Source organism: Azospirillum sp. Marseille-Q6669, assembly GCF_965111635.1.
The window spans coordinates 377,744-394,239 of the sequence record NZ_CBCOOP010000003.1; the positions used below are offsets into that span (position 1 = coordinate 377,744).

The window sequence follows — 16,496 nt, forward strand, 5'->3', positions numbered from 1 at the left end:
CGGACCCGCCCGAAGGGGGCCGGACGAGGGGTTTCAAGCCGTTTACCCCGCGGTCAGTCCGCGGAGCTGCCGGTTCGCCACCGCCAGCATCGACAGGTCGACGTTGGGCTGGGTGCGCAGCTCGGACAGGAGCTGCTCCACCCGCTCCACCACCGGGCGGCGGTGGGCGATCCAGGCCTCAACGGGAGCTTCCGCGGGAAGCTGGTCCACCGCCTCCAGAACGCGGGTGGTCAGCGCGGTCTGGTGGGCGAACAGGTCGTCCACCAGGGCGGCCACCGCCTGCTTCTGCCAATGGTTCTCCGCCTTCGCCGCGGCGGCCTTGTCGCGCAGCCACTCCAGGCCGAAGCGGCGGCCCAGCATGAAGTAGACCGCGGCGACGTCCGCCACCCCGCGCCCGGTGCGCCCGGCGATGCGGACGAGGTCGGGGGCGGCGGCCAGAACCGGCAGCGCCGCCATGCGGCGGGCCAGCTCGGCGGGAACGCCCTGCTCCTGGTAGGAGGCGACGCGGGCGGTCAGGCGGGCCGTCTCCTCGGCGTCCAGCACGTTGTCGAGACCGGCCAGAAGCGTCTCGATGCCGGGCCGGAAGGCCTCCGTCTCGCGGGCGATGTCCAGCGGCTGCTGGCAGCTCGCCAGGAACCAGGCGGCGGCGCGCTCCATGTGGCGGACCGTCTCCAGGATCATGCTGGTCTGGAGCGCGGCCGGGACGACGGTGTCGAGATCCTCGATCCCCGTCCACAGCGAGCGCAGGCCGAAGGCGTCGCGCACGATGGTGTAGGCGCGGGCGACGTCCGCCGGCCCCATGCCGGTCTTCTCCATCATCTCCTTGACGAAGGTCGGGCCGGTGCGGTTGACGAGGCTGTTGGTGACGCTGGTCGCGATGATCTCCCGCCGCAGCCGGTGCCGCCCCACCGCCTCCGCATGGGTCTTGCGCAGCGGCTTGGGGAAGTAGCGGGTGAGGTCGTCGGCCATGAAGGGATCGTCCGGCAGGTCCGACGCCAGCAGATCGTCGTAGAGGGTGATCTTGGCGTAGGCCAGCAGCACCGCCAGCTCGGGCCGGGTCAGCCCCTCGCGGTTGGCCATGCGGGCGGACAGCTCCTCCTCGTCGGGCAGATACTCGATGGCGCGGTTGAGCCGGCCCGCCTTCTCCAGCGAGCGGATCAGCCGGGCCTGCGCCTCCAGCGCGTCGGGACCCTGCGCGCGGGCGACGGTCAGCGCCTGGCTCTGCAGGTAGTTGTCGGCCAGCACCAGACCGGCCACCTCGTCGGTCATGGCGGCGAGCAGCTGGTCGCGCTGCTTCAGCGTCATGTCGCCTCGGACGACCACGTCGTTCAGCAGGATCTTGATGTTCACCTCATGGTCGGAGGTGTCCACGCCCGCCGAATTGTCGATGGCGTCGGTGTTCAGCCGCACCCCGTGCTGCGCCGCCTCGATGCGGCCGCGCTGGGTGACGCCCAGGTTGGCGCCCTCGCCGATCACCTTGGCCCGCACGTCCCGCCCGTCGATGCGCAGCGCGTCGTTGGCCTTGTCGCCGACCTCGGCGTTGGTTTCCTCCGCCGCCTTCAGGTAGGTGCCGATGCCGCCGAACCACAGCAGGTCCACCTCGGCCTTCAGCAGGGTCTGCATCAGCTCCAGCGGGGTTACGTGGTCCTTGGCGATGCCGAAGCGCTGGCGGATCTCCGGAGTCAGCTCCAGCGACTTGGCGGAGCGGTCGAAGATGCGGCCGCCCGCGGACAGCAGCGACGCGTCGTAGTCCGCCCAGGAGGAGCGCGGCAGGTCGAACAGGCGCTGCCGCTCCTCCCAGCTCCGCGCGGCGTCGGGGTCGGGATCGATGAAGATGTGCCGGTGGTCGAAGGCGGCGAGCAGGCGGATGTGCTTCGACAGCAGCATGCCGTTGCCGAACACGTCGCCCGACATGTCGCCGACGCCGACGACGGTGAAGTCCTGGGTCTGGGTGTCGTGCCCCAGCTCGCGGAAATGGCGCTTCACCGACTCCCAGGCGCCGCGGGCGGTGATGCCCATCTTCTTGTGGTCATAGCCGGCGGAACCGCCGGACGCGAAGGCGTCGCCCAGCCAGAAGCCGTGGTCCACCGACACCGAATTGGCGATGTCGGAGAAGGTCGCGGTGCCCTTGTCGGCGGCGACCACCAGATAGGGATCGTCCCCATCGTGGCGGACCACCTCGGGCGGCGGCACCACCGCGCCCCCGGCGTCGAGGTTGTCGGTGATGTCCAGCAGGCCGCGCATCAGCGTCTTGTAGCACTCGATGCCCTCGGCCAGCGCCGCCTCGCGCCCGGCGGACGGCGGCGGCGGGCGCTTGACCACGAAGCCGCCCTTGGAGCCGACCGGCACGATGACGGTGTTCTTGACCATCTGCGCCTTCATCAACCCGAGGATCTCCGTGCGGAAATCCTCGCGGCGGTCGGACCAGCGGATGCCGCCGCGTGCCACCTTGCCGCCGCGCAGATGGACGCCTTCCATCCGCGGGCTGTAGACGAACACCTCGACCATCGGGCGGGGAAGCGGCAGGTCGTCGATGTGGCGGCTGTCGATCTTGAAGGAGAGGTAGGTCTTGGGCCGCCCGTCCGCGCCGTTCTGATAGGCGTTGGTGCGCAGAGTGTTGCACAGCAGGTTGAGGAAGCGCCGCAGGATGCGGTCCTCGTCCAGGTTCTTCACCCCGTCGAGCGCGCGTTCGATCTCCGCGGCCAGCCCCGGATCGTTCTGCGGGCGGCGGGCCGGGTCGAAGCGGCTGTGGAACAGGGCGACCAGCTTGCGCGCGATGGCCGGATGGCCGGCCAGCGTGCTTTCCACCACGTCCTGCCCGTAGGGGATGCGGGCCTGGCGCAGGTACTTGGCGTAGGCGCGCAGCACCGTCACCTCCCGCGCGGTCAGGCCGGCACGCAGGACGAGGCGGTTGAAGCCGTCATCCTCCATCCGGCCGTCCCAGACGGCGGCGAAGGCGTCCTGGAACTTCTCCTTGACCATCGCGCAGTCGATGGGCAGCCCGTTCTGGGAGCGCGCGGTGAAGTCGTGGATCCACACCGGCGCGGCGTGGCCGGCGATGGCGATCTCGAAGGGCGCTTCGGTGATCACCTTCAGGTCCATGTGCTCCAGCATGGGCAGCACGTCGGACAGCGGCACCGGGCGGCCTTCGTGGTAGATCTTGACGTGCAGCTCGTCCCCTTCGGCCTCCAGCGGGCGGTAGAGGTTGATGCCCAGCGTGCCCTGGGCCGTCGCCTTCTCGATCCGCTCGATGTCGAAGACGGCGGCCTCGGCGTTGAACTCCTCGCGGTAGGCGGTGGGGAAGGCGTCGGCGTAGCGGCGGAACAGGGTGCGCCCCTGCTCCTCGCCGTGGGCCTCGACCAGCGCGTCGCGCAGATGGTCGTCCCAGCCGCGCGACGCCTGGACCAGCCGCGCCTCCAGATCGGTGGCGTCGACGGCGGGCACGCGGCCCGGCTCGGTCCGGATGATGAAATGCAGGCGGGCCAGCACGCTTTCGGTCAGCTGCGTGGTGAAGCCGGTGCAGGTGCCGTCGTAGGCGGCCTCCAGGATGGACTGGATGCGCCGGCGCAGCGTGGTGTCGTAGCGGTCGCGCGGCACGTAGACAAGGCAGGAGGCGAAGCGCTCGAACGGGTCCTTGCGCACGAACAGGGCCAGCCGCTGCCGCTCCTGCAGGTGCAGGATGCCGACCGCGATGTCCAGCAGCTCCGGCACCTGGATCTGGAACAGCTCGTCGCGCGGGTAGGTCTCCAGGATGTGCAGAAGCGCCTTGCCGTCATGGCCCTGCGGGTCGAAGCCGGCCAGCTCCATCACCTCCGCGACCTTGCGGCGGAGATAGGGGATCTCGCGCGGGCTGCGGTTGTAGGCGACGGAGGTGAAGAGCCCGGCGACCAGCCGCTCGCCGACGATCCGCCCCTCGGCGTCGAAGCGCTTGATGAGGATGGCGTCCATCGGGACGGAGCGGTGCACGGGGGAGGGGCGGTTGCCCTTGGTCACCATCAGCACGCGCGGGTTGCGCAGGAAGTCGCGCACGTCGGGCGGCAGGGTGGCGTAGTTGCGCAGCCCGTCGAAGACGGTGACGGAGTCGTCGCGCAGGATGCCCAGACCGCTGCCGGCGACCAGACCCAGCGAGGAGTCCGCCCCGTCGGCGCCGCTCTCGAAGCGGTATTCGCGGTAGCCGAGGAAGGTGAAATGGTCGTCGTCGGCCCAGGACAGGAAGGCCTTGGCCTCGTCCACCTCGTCGTCGGGGATGATCGCCGGGACGGCGGCGCGGGCGCAGTCGGCCTCCACGATGGCGGCGCGCACCTGCTGGCGCATGGCCCGCCAGTCGGCGACGGCGGCGCGCACGTCGGCCAGCACGCGCTCCAACCCCTCACGGGCCTGCTCCAGCGCGGCGGCGCCGGTGACCGCGCCGACCTCGACATGCATGAAGGATTCGGGGGCCGCGTCGGTGGGGGCCGCCGCCGGCTCGTACATCTCCACCAGCTGGCCGTCGGCGTCGCGCTTGACCCGCACCACGGGGTGGATGACCAGATGCACGGTCAGCCCTTGGCGGTTCAGCTCCGCGGTCACCGAGTCGACGAGGAACGGCATGTCGTCGTTGACGATCTCCACCACCGTGCGGTGGGATTGCCAGCCATGCTCCTCGACGCGGGGATTGTAGACGCGGACCTTGGCGCGGTCCGTCGCCTCGCGCTGCTGGCCCCACTGCCACATGGCCAGCGCCGCTCCGTAGAGCTGCTCGGCCGGAGTCTGGATGATGTCGTCGGGCGGGACGTTGTCGTAGAACTGCCGTACGAAGCGCTCCGCCGGTGCCGCGCGGCTGCGGCCCAGCCGCTCGCGAACCTGCCGCACGACCTCTTCGGTCAGCTCGTCCTTGAGCTGTTCGGCCCTGAGAGCCATCGCTCCAATCCTTCCCTGATTTTTTGCGGCGGTTTGCCGCCGTTGTAGGCAAAGGGTAGCCGATTTGCCGCGACAGGCAACAGGCGGAGGGGCGTAACCGGAAGAGGCGGTTATTACGGAGAAGCCCTTCGTGTCCAAACCGATGAAAGTTGAATGAATCGAGAAGTGGGCGTATTTTTTGTGCAGGCGCGCGCACCGCGCGCAACCATCGAGACGGTTATGCCCAACGACGACGCCCGCCCGCCGGAGGCCACCCCGGTTCCGCCCGCCAAGCCCCGCCTGCACGTCCTCGTGGTCGATCCCGATCCGGCGCTGGCCGGGCTGACGCGCGCCGCGCTCGACGGCTTCGCGCTGGACGGGGCGCCGGTGACGGTGCTGACCGCCGCGACCGTCGCCGAGGCGCGGGAGGCGCTGTACCGCAACCCCGGCACCGCCGCCGTCCTGCTGGAGCCGGTGCTGGACCCCGCGGCGGAGGGGGTGCCGGAAGGGCTCGGCCTCATCGACCACATCCGCAAAGATCTGGGGAACAGCCGTGTCCGCATCCTGGTCTGCACCGCCCATCCCGAGCGGGCGCCGGAGGAGGTGGTGGTGGAGGGCCACGACGTCAGCGACTACCGCCTGAAGGACGGGCTGACGGCGCGCACGCTGCGCACCGCGGTCGTCCCGCGGCTGCGCGCCTTCCTCAACCTGCAGACCCAGGCGGCCGGGCGCAAGGCGCTGGCCCGCATGCTGGTGGCGACCACCGGCCTGCTGGAGATGCGCACTCCGGACGTGCTGTTCCCCAACATCCTGCCGCGCGTCGTCGGGCTGCTGGGCATCGGGCGGCACGCCCTGCTGTGCATCCAGGGCGACACGCTGCCGCGCGACCGCCGCATCCGCGTGCGCGCCTCCACCGGGCGCTTCGCCAAGTGGAAGGACGTGGACGTCGCCGAGCTGGGCGAGCCCAACGTGGCCGCTGCGCTGGAGCGGCTGAGCCCGAGTTCCGAAACCATCGTGGAGCCGGGCTACTGCGCCCTGCGGCTGCGCGCCCATGGCGGGATCATCGGCATGATCTACGTCGAGGGCCACAACAACGAGGGCACCGCGCGCGAGTGGCAGCTGCTGGAGCTGTTCCGCAACAAATGCTCCATCGCCTTCGAGAACGCCCTGCTGTTCGAGGAGCTGAACACCGCGCAGAAGGCCACCGTCCTCGCCATGGGGTCGCTCGCCGAATACAAGGACAACGCCGCCGCCGGCCATCTCCAGCGGATCGAGCGGCTGGTCGGCGACATCGCGCGCGAGCTGCGCATCCACGGCCGCTTCGCCGACGAGCTGGACGAGGAGCTGGCGGAGAAGGTCGGGTTGGCCGCCCTGCTGCACGACGTCGGCATGCTGAGCGTGTCGGACGAGACGCTGGGCATTCCGGGCGAGCTGGCGAACAACGACATGGCCGCCATCCAACGCCACACCGTGATCGGCCACCGCATCCTCAGCGAGGCGGCGCTGCCCCTGCGCGGGCGCAGCCTGCTGTCGATCGCCGCGGAGATCGCACGCTACCACCACGAGCGCTACGACGGGTCGGGCTACATGGAAGGGCTGCGCGGTGGGGCGATCCCGGTGTCGGCGCGGATCATGGCCGTGGCCGACGTGTTCGACGCCCTCATCACCAACCGCCAATACCGCAAGGCCTGGGGGGTGGAGCACGCCATCGCCTGGATCGCCGAGCGGGCGGGCAAGGATTTCGACCCGCTGGTGGTCGAGGCGTTCCTGACGGTGATCCGCCGTATCCAGACCGAGGAGCCGGACTGGTTCCCCAAGCCGGAGGGTGGCAACCAGGGCATGCTGGTGGCGACCATCGGGCGCAAGCTGCGCGCCCTGTTCGGCAACCGCGCCGAACCGATCAACTGATTTCCGTTGCCGCGTGACGGAACGGGACTGAACGGCCTTTCCCAGGTGGAAAGGCCGTTTTGCCGTCGCCTTTCGGTGACGATGGGCGGCGCGGCAATGTGTCCGTTTCTCTCACTCCGGTTGCGCCTTAAATACTATTGTGTACAAAAAATCGTGTTACTATGAATTGCGCAACCGATACCACAGAGGCGTTCCTTGGTGGCGCTCCCGTGTGGTGATCTTGCGGCAGCATTTGGCGGAGCCGACCATGAAAGCCAGACGTTTCTTTTCCAGCCTCCTGACCTCCTGTGCCCTGCTGTTGGGCGCGACGGCGGCCCAGGCCGCCTACCCGGAGAAGCCGATCACCATGATCGTCGCCTACGGGGCGGGCGGATCGACCGACGTGACCGCGCGTATGCTGGCGCCCTTCATCGAGAAATACCTGGGCGGCGGCGCGCGGATCGTGGTGATGAACCGCGGCGGCGCCGGGGGGGAGATCGGCTTCGCGGCCATCGCCGACGCCACGCCGGACGGGTACACCATCGGCTTCATCAACACGCCGAACGTCGTCACCATCCCGATCGAGCGCAACGCCCGCTTCACGCTCGACCGGCTGGACCCGCTGGTGAACATCGTCGACGACCCGGGGATCATGACGGTCCACGGCGACAGCCCCTATAAGACGGTGGAGGATCTGGTTGCCCAGGCCAAGGCCAACCCGAACACCATCACGCTGGGCTCCACCGGCGTCGGCTCGGACGACCATCTGGGCATGCTGCTGCTCCAGCGGCAGGCGAATGTCCGCTTCACCCACGTGCCGTTTCCGGGCAGCGCGGAGAACTACCGCTCCATGCTCGGCCGCCACACCCAGATCTGCGGCCAGAATCTGGGCGAAGGGCTGCGCGGCAAGGCCGGCGGCGACAACATCCGCATCCTGGGCGTGATGAGCACGCAGCGTTGGGACATGGCGCCCGACCTGCCGACCTTCAAGGAACTGGGCTACAACATCACCATGGCGTCGCTGCGCGGTGTCGGCGCGCCGAAGGGCCTGCCGCCGGAGATCCGCACCAAGCTGGTAGAGGCGGTGACCAAGGCCGCCAACGATCCGGAGTTCCAGAGCAAGGCCCGCGACACCTACCAGCCGCTGCGCATCCTCGATTCGGAAGCCTTCTCCGCGGAGCTGAAGGAGCTGGACGGCGATTTCCGCAATCTCTGGCGCGAGTTCCCCTGGCTGAAGTGATCCGGGAAAAGCAAACAGGCGAGGCCGCATGAAAAAGGCCCCTCTCCCACCTGGAAGAGGGGCCTTTTTCATGGGCGCTGCCGGAGGACGCTACGGCGTCCTCACCGTATCGGGCCGGGTCAGGCCGCGGTGATGCGGGTGATGAAAGCTTCGATCTCGTTGTCCAGCCGGTTGAAGCTGCGCGACAGCTCCTCGGTCGTGGTCTGGACGGCGCCGGCGGAATGGCCGGTGGTTTCCGCCGCCTGCTGCACCAGCCGCATTTCCTGGAGCACGGCCACCGTGTCAGTGGCGGCGCGCTGCGAGCGCTCGCTGATGTCGCGGGTGGCGGCGTCCTGCTCCTCCACCGCCGCGGCGACGGTGCTGAGCGATTCGTCCACCTGCCGGATGGTGTTGACGATGGCGCGGATGGCGTTGACCGCCGCGGTGGTCGCCGCCTGCACCGCCGCGATTTCCGCGCCGATCTCGTCGGTGGCCTTGGCGGTCTGGTTGGCGAGGCTCTTGACCTCCTGCGCCACCACCGCGAAGCCCTTGCCGGCCTCGCCCGCGCGGGCCGCCTCGATGGTGGCGTTCAGCGCCAGCAGGTTGGTCTGGCCGGCGATGTTGTTGATGAGGCCGACCACCTCCTCGATCTTCCGGCTGGCCTCGCTGAGGCCCTGGACGATCGAGTCGGTCCGTCCGGCCTCGTCCACCGCGCCGCGGGCGAGCTGGGTCGACTGGGTGATGGACCGGGTGATCTCGTCGATGGAGGCGCGGAGCTGCTCGGCGCCGGCGGCCACGCTCTCCACCTCGCTCGTCGCCTCCTGCACGGCGTGGGCGACCGAATCGCTGTGGTGGCTGGTCTGGCGGGCGTTCTCCAGCATGACGTTGGCTTCGCCGCGCATGGAGTCGGCAGAGCGCACCACCTCTCCCATCATCGCCTTGACCGACGCCTCCAGGTCGGCGGCGAGGCTGTTCATGGCCCGCCGCTGCTCCTCCATGGCGCGGGCGCGCATGGCCTCCTGCTCGCGCGCCATCTCCTGGACGCGCAGCGCGTTCTCCTTGAAGACGCGGACGGTGCGGGCCATCTGGCCGATCTCGTCGCCGCGCTCGGCGGCGGGCACCTCGTCCTCCAGCCGGCCCTGGGCCAGCCGTTCCATCACCGTGGTCAGGCGGACCACCGGACGGGCGATGTTGAAGCCGATGAACAGCGCGACACCCACCGTGATCAGCAGGGCGACGATCGCCGAGGCGATGAAGGCCTGGGTGGTCGCGTCGACCGACGCGTTCACGTTGGCGTAGGCGTCGGCCGACTGCTGGCGCTGGTAGGTCAGGTAGTCGCGGGCGGTGCCGTTCAGGCGTCCGTAGGCCGCCTGGACCTCCTGCAGGAAGTCGAGCGGATCGACGCCCATCTTCAGCAGGTCGAGGAAGCTGGTCACCTTCGCCTGATAGGCCGCGGTGTCGGAGCCGAAGCGCTGGAGGATCTGCCCCTCCTCCTCGGTCGCGGCGGACTGGCCCTTCATCTTATCCGCCTGGGTCTTCAGCTTGGTGATCTGTTCGGTCAGGGCCTTCGATTCATCCTCGACCGCCTTGGGGGAGGCGTTGGCGGTGCTGAGGATCACCGTCCGGTAGAGGCCGGCGTGGGCGACGGTCAGCGTGTCGGTCAACGCCTGGACATCCGCTTCCCGCGTGAAGGAGCGGTTGAACAGCGTGTCCAGCAGGCGTGACTGTTCCGTGATGGCGGAGCCGCCGAGCAACGCGATGGCAAGCATGCCCAGGATCGCTGTCGCCGCCGGGATTCCCATTTTGGTGGGAATGTGGAGGTGATTGAGGAAAGTCATGGAGCACCTGCTTCAACCATTGGCCGGTCCGTTGGCGCCGGATGGTCAGGGGGGCTTGAACCGCACCCGTCGCAGGCCGGGCGGCCGGCGGCGGGTGGTTTCGCGGATGGGCCGGACCCGGACGGACCAGCCCGCCCGGGTCGCGTCAGCCCCGGATCACTTCAGCCAGGGCGACGACTGCCACAGCGACTTCAGCTCGGTGTCGAGCTGCTTCAGTTCCGCCGCGAAGGCGTCGGGGCCGAGGACGCGCAGCGGCTGGAAGGTCTCCTTGGCCTCGGCCTTCGCCACGAACTCCGGATCGGTCGCGGCCTTGGTGACGGCGTCCACCAGCTTGGCGCGGACGTCGGCGGGCAGGCCCTTCGGCGCGCAGACGCCGCGCAGCGAGGCCATCAGCACCGGGTAGCCCTGCTCCGCGAAGGTCGGGATGTCCGGGGCGGCCTTCCAGCGCTCCTTGCTCATCACGCCCAGCACGCGGATCTGGTCGGAGGCTTGGCCGCGCAGCCCCTCGCCGAGGTTCTGGCCGCTGATCTGGATCTTCTTGGCGAGCATCGCCTTGTAGTTGGCGGCGGAGCCGGAGAAGGGCACATGGGTGAACTGCACGCCCGCCTGGCGCTGCACCAGCAGCATGGCGAGCTGGTCGTCCGAGCCGACGCCGGTGGTGCCGACGGTGACGGTGTTCGGGTTGGCCTTGGCGTGCTCCACGACGTCCTTCAGCGTCTTGAAGGCGCTGTCGCCGGGAACGCTCCACACACCGGGATCGTCGACGACGTTGACCAGCGCGTCCAGCCGGTCCGCCGAGAAGCGGGCCTGACGCTCGATCGGGATCGACACCATGTTCGGCGTGTTGCAGAAGCCGATGGAGTAGCCGTCCGGCGCGGCGTCGGCGATGGCCGCGAAGCCGATCTCGCCGCCGGCGCCCGGCTTGTTCACCACTTCGATCCGGGTGCCGCCCAGATGCTTCTCGATGAAGGGAGCCAGCAGGCGCGCGGTCACGTCGGTCGAACCGCCGGCGTCGTAGGCGACGACCACGGTGATCGGCTTCTCGGGATAGGCGGCCCGGGCCGTCGACAGAGCGGTCGTCGACATGGCCAGCGCCAGGGTCCCGGTCGCCAGCGCCAGGAACTTGCTGCGAATGATCATCTGGATGCCCTTCTTTCCTGCGTTATTGCGGAAGACCCCCTTGGCCGCGGACACGGTGGGGTCCCGGGAGATCCCGCCCGTCCCGATGCGGACACAGGCTGGGCCTCCTTTTCTGAAATTCCCGTAAAGATCGATGGTCATTGATTTTGACAGCATTGAAATGTTGGGTCAGGAACGACACGAAGATCCGTCATCGCCTTGCTTTTGATGAACGCATACTTCGGTATGTCTATCTTCGTGGATGGCCGATCCCGTTGCCGGCACAGCGGCGGAGTTTGGTCGCCATTCTCGCGAAAAGGAGCGGTTCATAGGCCCAGCGCTGTCAAATCGACCCAATGGAAGCGTCTTTGACGCTTCAAAGTGGAAGATACAGACTCTCTATTCGTGTATCAATCGTGCTGACCGGATCGGGCATCTGGAAATCAGGGCGATTTTCGACGAATGCTTTCTATCTGGCGTGGTTTCTTGGAGTTCCGCGCGATCGAGCGTGCGTGACAAGCGTCAAATGGACGCATAATGAAAACAGCCTGCGTCGAAATGACCGCGTCAGCCCATCGCCACCATGAAGGCGACGGAAATCGAGATCGGGGACATCAGGGTGGACAGCAGCAGCGACATCGACACCAGCTCCCGCCCCGTCTGGTAGCGCTCGGCGAAGGCGTAGACGTTGACGCCGATGGGCAGCGCCGCCGCGGTCACGGCGGGGGCCAGCCAGTCCGGCGGCAGGTGGAAGACCTCCACCGCCAGCACCCAGGTCAGCACCGGGTGCAGGACCGTCTTCATCACCGCCAGGACCAGCGCCTGGCCGAACTTGCCCGAGAGCTTCCCGAAGGACAGCGAGGTCCCCAGCGTGAAGCAGGCGCAGGGCAGAACGGTGGCCGCGGCGTAGTCCGCCGCCTTCATGACCGCGTCCGGCACATGGACGCCGCTCAGATTGAAGCCCATGCCGACGACGATCGACAGGATCATCGGGCTGAGCAGGGTCGCCTTGACGGCGTTGACCGCGGCGACGACCGGCCGTCCGCCCGCCGTCCGCTGCGCCTCGGCGATCATCGTCGCCGTGGTGAAGAGCAGCGGCGACTGGAACAGGATCAGCAGCATCACCGGGATGGCCACCGACGATCCGTAGGCGTCCATCAGGATCGGCGCGCCGAGCAGGCCGATGGAGGAGAAGGAGGGGGCGAAGCCGCCGATCGCCGCCTCGTCACGCCGCCGGATGGACAGCATCCAGGCGGCACCCAGCCCGAAGATGATGAAGGCCGCGACGAAGAAGGACGCCACGAATCCCCATTCGATGGGATCGGGGATCTTTGCCTTGGCCATCGCCGCAAACAGAAGCGCCGGCAGGGCGTAGATGCCGAGAAAGCGCGACAGCCCCTGAGCCGCCGTGTTGCTGAAATTGCCCGATTTCCCGGCGTAGAAGCCGAGCGCGACCAGGACGAACATCGGCAGCACGATTTGAAAGATGAGCGTCATGGCGACGGAAACCGGTCTTGGGGCGGCTCGAAGGGCTGTGCGGTTCGCCGGCTCGCGTGGTCCGGCGGATGCCGGGGGTCAGCGCAGGGTGGGCGTCTCGACGATTTCCGGTTCCGGCACGCCCAGCACCTCCATCAGCGACTTGCCGGCGTCGAGCTGCTGCGACCACACCTTCTCCTTGGCCATCAGCTCCAGGCAGCGCCGCAGCACCTCGTCCATCACGGCGAGCGGCACCACGGTCACGCCGTCATCGTCGCCGATGATCAGGTCGCCCGGGTTGACCACCATGCCGCCGACGCCGGCCGGGACATCCATTTTGCCGCCGAAGGCCTTGTGCGGGCCGCGCGGGACCGAGCCCTTGGCGAAGACCGGGAAGCCGATGGTCCGGATTTCCTGAAGGTCGCGGACAGAGCCGTCGATCACCAGACCGCCCAGGCCGCGCGACTTGCAGCCGCGGACCACCCATTCGCCAGCCAGCGCCACCTCCTCCAGGCCGGCGCCGGCGACCACCACCACCTCGCCCGGCTCGGCCAGGCTGCAGGCGGTCAGCAGCATGCTGTTGTCGCCCGGCATCGAAACGGCAGTGCGGGCCTGCCCGCAGATGCGCATGCCCGGGGCGCAGGGCTTGATCCGGGCGTCCATGCTCTGGCAGCGGTTCTGCACGTCGGACGCGATGCTGCTGGGGACCGTCTTCCAGATTTCCAGCATGTCCGGGGACAGGCGCGGAAAATTCACGATGTAGCGTTGCATAGCCATGGGAAGGACCTCTTGTCGTCTGGGCGGGTTGCCGTCTGGGCTGTACGAAGCGGGGCTTGGAAGCGCGACCAGCGGCACCGCCGGTCGCAGTGCGACGACAGCGGAGCCGATGACGATCAGGCGGGGGAGGGCCGGTGTTGCCGGAGCGGCGGACGCCAGCCGGACAGGAGCGTCCTGTCCGGGAAAATCACGGGCTCAGCCCGTCCGACGCCACCAGACCATCCATGGTGCATACAACCCTAACCGGATAGAAGTTCTATTTGTTTCGTATTTGAAGCATAGTCTCTCGGGCGGTCATACGCAAGTAGGTTGCCGAGAAGTAAATTTATTCACGCGTTCATATGGGGTATGTGCGCGTGGAATGACCTACAAAAGCATGCTGTTTGCTAGGGTTAACGCCCTTTGGTTGCGAATTTTGGCGTTGCCCGCCCTGTATGGCTGCGCTGGTTCGAGGTTGGGAATGTCAGGGCCAAGGCGTCGGTTGCAGGCGGCGGAGTGCCGCGGCGCAGACTCGGCGTCGGAAGCGATGGCGTCGGTTGCGGGATCGCAACGCGCGGGGAAGGGATGCGGTCGGGAGGGGAAAACGAAAAAGGCCGGCACCCGAAGGTCCAGCCTTTCCATCAACCGTCCTGTTTCCCTCCGAAGGATCACCGCCTCCGTCGGGAGAATGGAGCGGGCGAAGGGATTCGAACCCTCGACCCCAACCTTGGCAAGGTTGTGCTCTACCCCTGAGCTACGCCCGCGCTCCGTTTCGCTGCCGTTCGGACCGTTGTGCGGTGCCGTCCGGCGGCGTGCGGCGGACTATACTCATGGATCGGCGCAATGCAAGCGTCATGTTTCACTTTTCTCGGGCGCCCGGACAGATTTTCCCGGACGAATGTTACCGGCGCCGCTAAAGATGGCTCCATGGACACCCGCGACACCCCCGAGGGCAGGGCCGAGGAGCCGCTGCCGACGAGCCCGGAGCAGCTCCTGGAGCATCTCGCGGCGCTCGGCATCCGCACCGTGACCCACCGCCACCCGCCGCTGCACACGGTGGAGGAAAGCAAGGCGCTGCGCGGCGCGCTGCCCGGCGGCCACTGCAAGAACCTGTTTCTGAAGGACAAGAAGGAGCAGCACTGGCTGGTCGTCGCGCTGGAGGACGCGCGGGTGGAACTGAACCGCTTCGACAAGGTGATCGGGTCGGCGCGGCTGTCCTTCGCTTCAGTCGACCGGCTGTGGCGGCATCTCGGCGTGCGGCCCGGCTCGGTCACGCCCTTCTCGGTGGTCAACGACCGTGAGCGGCGGGTGAGGGTGGTGCTGCAGGAGCAGATGCTGGCCCACGACCCGCTGAACTACCATCCGCTGTTGAACGACCGCACCACGGCCATCGCTGCCGCGGACCTGCTGCGCTTCCTGCGGGCCGGCGGGCACGAGCCGCTGATCGTGCCCTTCGGCGAGGAGCCGCCGGACTCTCAGCCGACGCTTGCTTAACGCGCCCCGTGCGCTCATCTATCACGCGAGATCGCAAAGGGATACGTGACCGCCATGTTCTCCATTCCGCCCGCCAACAAGCCCGTCGCCGCCGGTGCCGCCCCCGCCGCCGGTGACCTGATCAAGGACAGCAGCGACCGCGCCTTCATGGCCGACGTCATCGAGGCGTCGCAGTCCGTGCCGGTGATCGTCGATTTCTGGGCGCCCTGGTGCGGCCCGTGCAAGCAGCTCGGTCCGATCCTGGAAAAGACGGTTCTGGCCGCGAAGGGCAAGGTGCGGCTGGTCAAGATCGACACCGACAAGGACCCGATGATCGCCTCGCAGCTCCGCGTGCAGTCGATCCCGGCGGTCTACGCCTTCTTCCAGGGGCGTCCGGTGGACGGCTTCATGGGCGCCCTGCCGGAGTCGCAGGTGAAGGCCTTCGTGGAGAAGCTGCTGAAGCTGGCCGGCGCCGCGGGCGGCGGCGAGGGCGACATCCTGGAGGAGGCGCTGGCCCAGGCCAAGGAGGCGCTGGAGGCCGGCGACACCCAGACCGCGTCGGAGATCTACGGCGAGATCCTGCAGGCCGATCCGGAGAACCTGAACGCCGTGGCCTATGCCGGGCTGGTCCGCTGCCTGATCGTCAACGACGAGCTGGCCCGCGCCAAGCAGATGCTCGACAAGGTGCCGGAGCAGATCGCCAAGGACAAGGAGATCGCCGCGGTGCGCAGCGCGCTGGAGGTCGCCGAGCAGGCCGCCAACGCCGGCCCGATCCCGGAGCTGACGGAAAAGGTCGCCCGCAACGAGGACGACCACGAGGCCCGCTTCGACCTCGCGCTCGCGCTGTTCGCCGCCGGCAAGCGCGAGGCCGCGGTGGACGAGCTTCTGGAACTGGTGCGCCGCGACCGCGCCTGGAACGACGAGGCCGCCCGCAAGCAGCTCGTCAAGTTCTTCGAGGCCTTCGGCCCGACCGACCCGCTGACGGTGCAGAGCCGCCGCAAGCTGTCGTCGATCCTGTTCCGCTGATCACGGGGGCTCGCGGCCCGGGGGCGACTCCGGGCCGCGAGTCTGTTTCGTTGGAGGCCGCTTCGTTCGCGGTCGCTCTGTTCGCCGTGTCCGGGGGTTCTATATTCGTCGCATGAGCCGGAACCCCATCGACCCGTCACCGGACCGCTTCCCGCGGCAGCTCCCGATCTTCCCTCTCGCGGGGGTCCTGCTGCTGCCGCGCGGACGCCTGCCGCTGAACATCTTCGAGCCGCGCTACCTCGCGATGGTCGAGGACGCTCTGGCCGGCGACCGCATGATCGGTATGGTCCAGCCGACCGATCCGGCCTGCCGCCTGCGCGAGCCGGCGGTCTACGGCACCGGCTGCGCCGGACGCATCACCAGCTTCGCCGAGACCGAGGACGGCCGCTACCTGATCACCCTGACCGGGGTCAGCCGCTTCGCCATCATGCGGGAGCTGGAGGGCCAGCGCGGCTACCGCCGGGTCGCCGCGGACTGGGACCGCTTCACCGGCGATCTGATCGACCCGCTGGAGCGCGCCGGGAACTTGAGCGACGGCTGCGGGCTGGACCGCCCACGGCTTTTGGCCGGGCTGAAAGGCTATTTCAAGATGCAGGGCCTGTCGGTGGACTGGAAGGCCATTGACGGCACGCCGGACGAGCGGCTGGTCACCTCGCTGGCGATGATCTGTCCCTTCTCGCCCAGCGAAAAGCAGGCCCTTCTGGAGACGCCGGACCTGCCGGAGCGCGCGAAGCTCTTGATCGCCCTGGTCGAGATGGCCATTCTCGACGGCCATGAGGGCGACGGCGGCGCGCTGCGTCACTGACCGTTTCCTTCGACCGACA

General features: G+C 68.3%; 10 protein-coding genes and 1 tRNA gene. 5 read left to right on the top strand and 6 right to left on the bottom strand.

Going from position 1 to position 16,496, the window contains the following annotated elements:
* Positions 1-42: 42 nt before the first annotated feature.
* Positions 43-4,899 (bottom strand): NAD-glutamate dehydrogenase, encoded by a 4,857-nt coding sequence (locus ACWPXE_RS19145; RefSeq protein WP_454019043.1) that lies wholly within the window; start codon positions 4,897-4,899, stop codon positions 43-45.
* A gap of 219 nt (positions 4,900-5,118) precedes the next feature.
* Between ACWPXE_RS19145 and ACWPXE_RS19150 the strand changes: the two genes are divergently transcribed.
* Positions 5,119-6,786, top strand: a complete 1,668-nt coding sequence (locus tag ACWPXE_RS19150; protein WP_454019044.1) for an HD domain-containing phosphohydrolase — start codon at positions 5,119-5,121, stop codon at positions 6,784-6,786.
* A 247-nt stretch (positions 6,787-7,033) separates the two neighbouring features.
* Positions 7,034-8,005, top strand: coding sequence for a Bug family tripartite tricarboxylate transporter substrate binding protein (locus ACWPXE_RS19155; RefSeq protein WP_237904811.1), 972 nt, complete (start codon positions 7,034-7,036; stop codon positions 8,003-8,005).
* 119 nt (positions 8,006-8,124) lie between these two features.
* Here ACWPXE_RS19155 and ACWPXE_RS19160 read toward each other — a convergent pair whose 3' ends face one another.
* The 5 genes from ACWPXE_RS19160 to ACWPXE_RS19180 all read right to left on the bottom strand — a co-directional run bounded on the left by ACWPXE_RS19160 (position 8,125) and on the right by ACWPXE_RS19180 (position 13,937).
* The gene (locus ACWPXE_RS19160) at positions 8,125-9,822 is read right to left on the bottom strand and encodes a methyl-accepting chemotaxis protein (RefSeq protein ID WP_103040414.1); all 1,698 of its coding nucleotides are present in this window, start codon (positions 9,820-9,822) and stop codon (positions 8,125-8,127) included.
* A 156-nt stretch (positions 9,823-9,978) separates the two neighbouring features.
* Entirely contained in the window at positions 9,979-10,962 is a 984-nt protein-coding gene (locus tag ACWPXE_RS19165; RefSeq protein ID WP_237904813.1) for a Bug family tripartite tricarboxylate transporter substrate binding protein, read from the bottom strand.
* 546 nt (positions 10,963-11,508) lie between these two features.
* Positions 11,509-12,438 carry an AEC family transporter gene (locus ACWPXE_RS19170; RefSeq protein ID WP_014238572.1) on the bottom strand — a complete coding sequence of 310 codons (930 nt, stop codon included), beginning with the start codon at positions 12,436-12,438 and terminating at the stop codon, positions 11,509-11,511.
* Between the two features lie 78 nt (positions 12,439-12,516).
* Entirely contained in the window at positions 12,517-13,194 is a 678-nt protein-coding gene (locus tag ACWPXE_RS19175) for an RraA family protein (protein ID WP_237904815.1), read from the bottom strand.
* Between the two features lie 668 nt (positions 13,195-13,862).
* A tRNA-Gly gene (locus ACWPXE_RS19180) sits at positions 13,863-13,937 on the bottom strand.
* Positions 13,938-14,100: 163 nt separating this feature from the next.
* Between ACWPXE_RS19180 and ACWPXE_RS19185 the strand changes: the two genes are divergently transcribed.
* The 3 genes from ACWPXE_RS19185 (at position 14,101) to ACWPXE_RS19195 (ending at position 16,477) form a co-directional block, all read left to right on the top strand.
* Positions 14,101-14,667, top strand: a complete 567-nt coding sequence (locus ACWPXE_RS19185; protein WP_454019045.1) for a prolyl-tRNA synthetase associated domain-containing protein — start codon at positions 14,101-14,103, stop codon at positions 14,665-14,667.
* A 54-nt stretch (positions 14,668-14,721) separates the two neighbouring features.
* Positions 14,722-15,672, top strand: coding sequence for a tetratricopeptide repeat protein (locus tag ACWPXE_RS19190; protein WP_454019046.1), 951 nt, complete (start codon positions 14,722-14,724; stop codon positions 15,670-15,672).
* 112 nt (positions 15,673-15,784) lie between these two features.
* Entirely contained in the window at positions 15,785-16,477 is a 693-nt protein-coding gene (locus tag ACWPXE_RS19195) for an LON peptidase substrate-binding domain-containing protein (RefSeq protein ID WP_454019047.1), read from the top strand.
* Positions 16,478-16,496 lie beyond the last annotated feature (19 nt).

What these genes read in the sequence shown, in the direction of transcription:
- ACWPXE_RS19145 (WP_454019043.1), bottom strand. Translation starts at nt 4,899, where the DNA reads ATGGCTCTCAGGGCCGAACAGCTCAAGGACGAGCTGACCGAAGAGGTC.
- ACWPXE_RS19150 (WP_454019044.1), top strand. Translation starts at nt 5,119, where the DNA reads ATGCCCAACGACGACGCCCGCCCGCCGGAGGCCACCCCGGTTCCGCCC.
- ACWPXE_RS19155 (WP_237904811.1), top strand. Translation starts at nt 7,034, where the DNA reads ATGAAAGCCAGACGTTTCTTTTCCAGCCTCCTGACCTCCTGTGCCCTG.
- ACWPXE_RS19160 (WP_103040414.1), bottom strand. Translation starts at nt 9,822, where the DNA reads ATGACTTTCCTCAATCACCTCCACATTCCCACCAAAATGGGAATCCCG.
- ACWPXE_RS19165 (WP_237904813.1), bottom strand. Translation starts at nt 10,962, where the DNA reads ATGATCATTCGCAGCAAGTTCCTGGCGCTGGCGACCGGGACCCTGGCG.
- ACWPXE_RS19170 (WP_014238572.1), bottom strand. Translation starts at nt 12,438, where the DNA reads ATGACGCTCATCTTTCAAATCGTGCTGCCGATGTTCGTCCTGGTCGCG.
- ACWPXE_RS19175 (WP_237904815.1), bottom strand. Translation starts at nt 13,194, where the DNA reads ATGGCTATGCAACGCTACATCGTGAATTTTCCGCGCCTGTCCCCGGAC.
- ACWPXE_RS19185 (WP_454019045.1), top strand. Translation starts at nt 14,101, where the DNA reads ATGGACACCCGCGACACCCCCGAGGGCAGGGCCGAGGAGCCGCTGCCG.
- ACWPXE_RS19190 (WP_454019046.1), top strand. Translation starts at nt 14,722, where the DNA reads ATGTTCTCCATTCCGCCCGCCAACAAGCCCGTCGCCGCCGGTGCCGCC.
- ACWPXE_RS19195 (WP_454019047.1), top strand. Translation starts at nt 15,785, where the DNA reads ATGAGCCGGAACCCCATCGACCCGTCACCGGACCGCTTCCCGCGGCAG.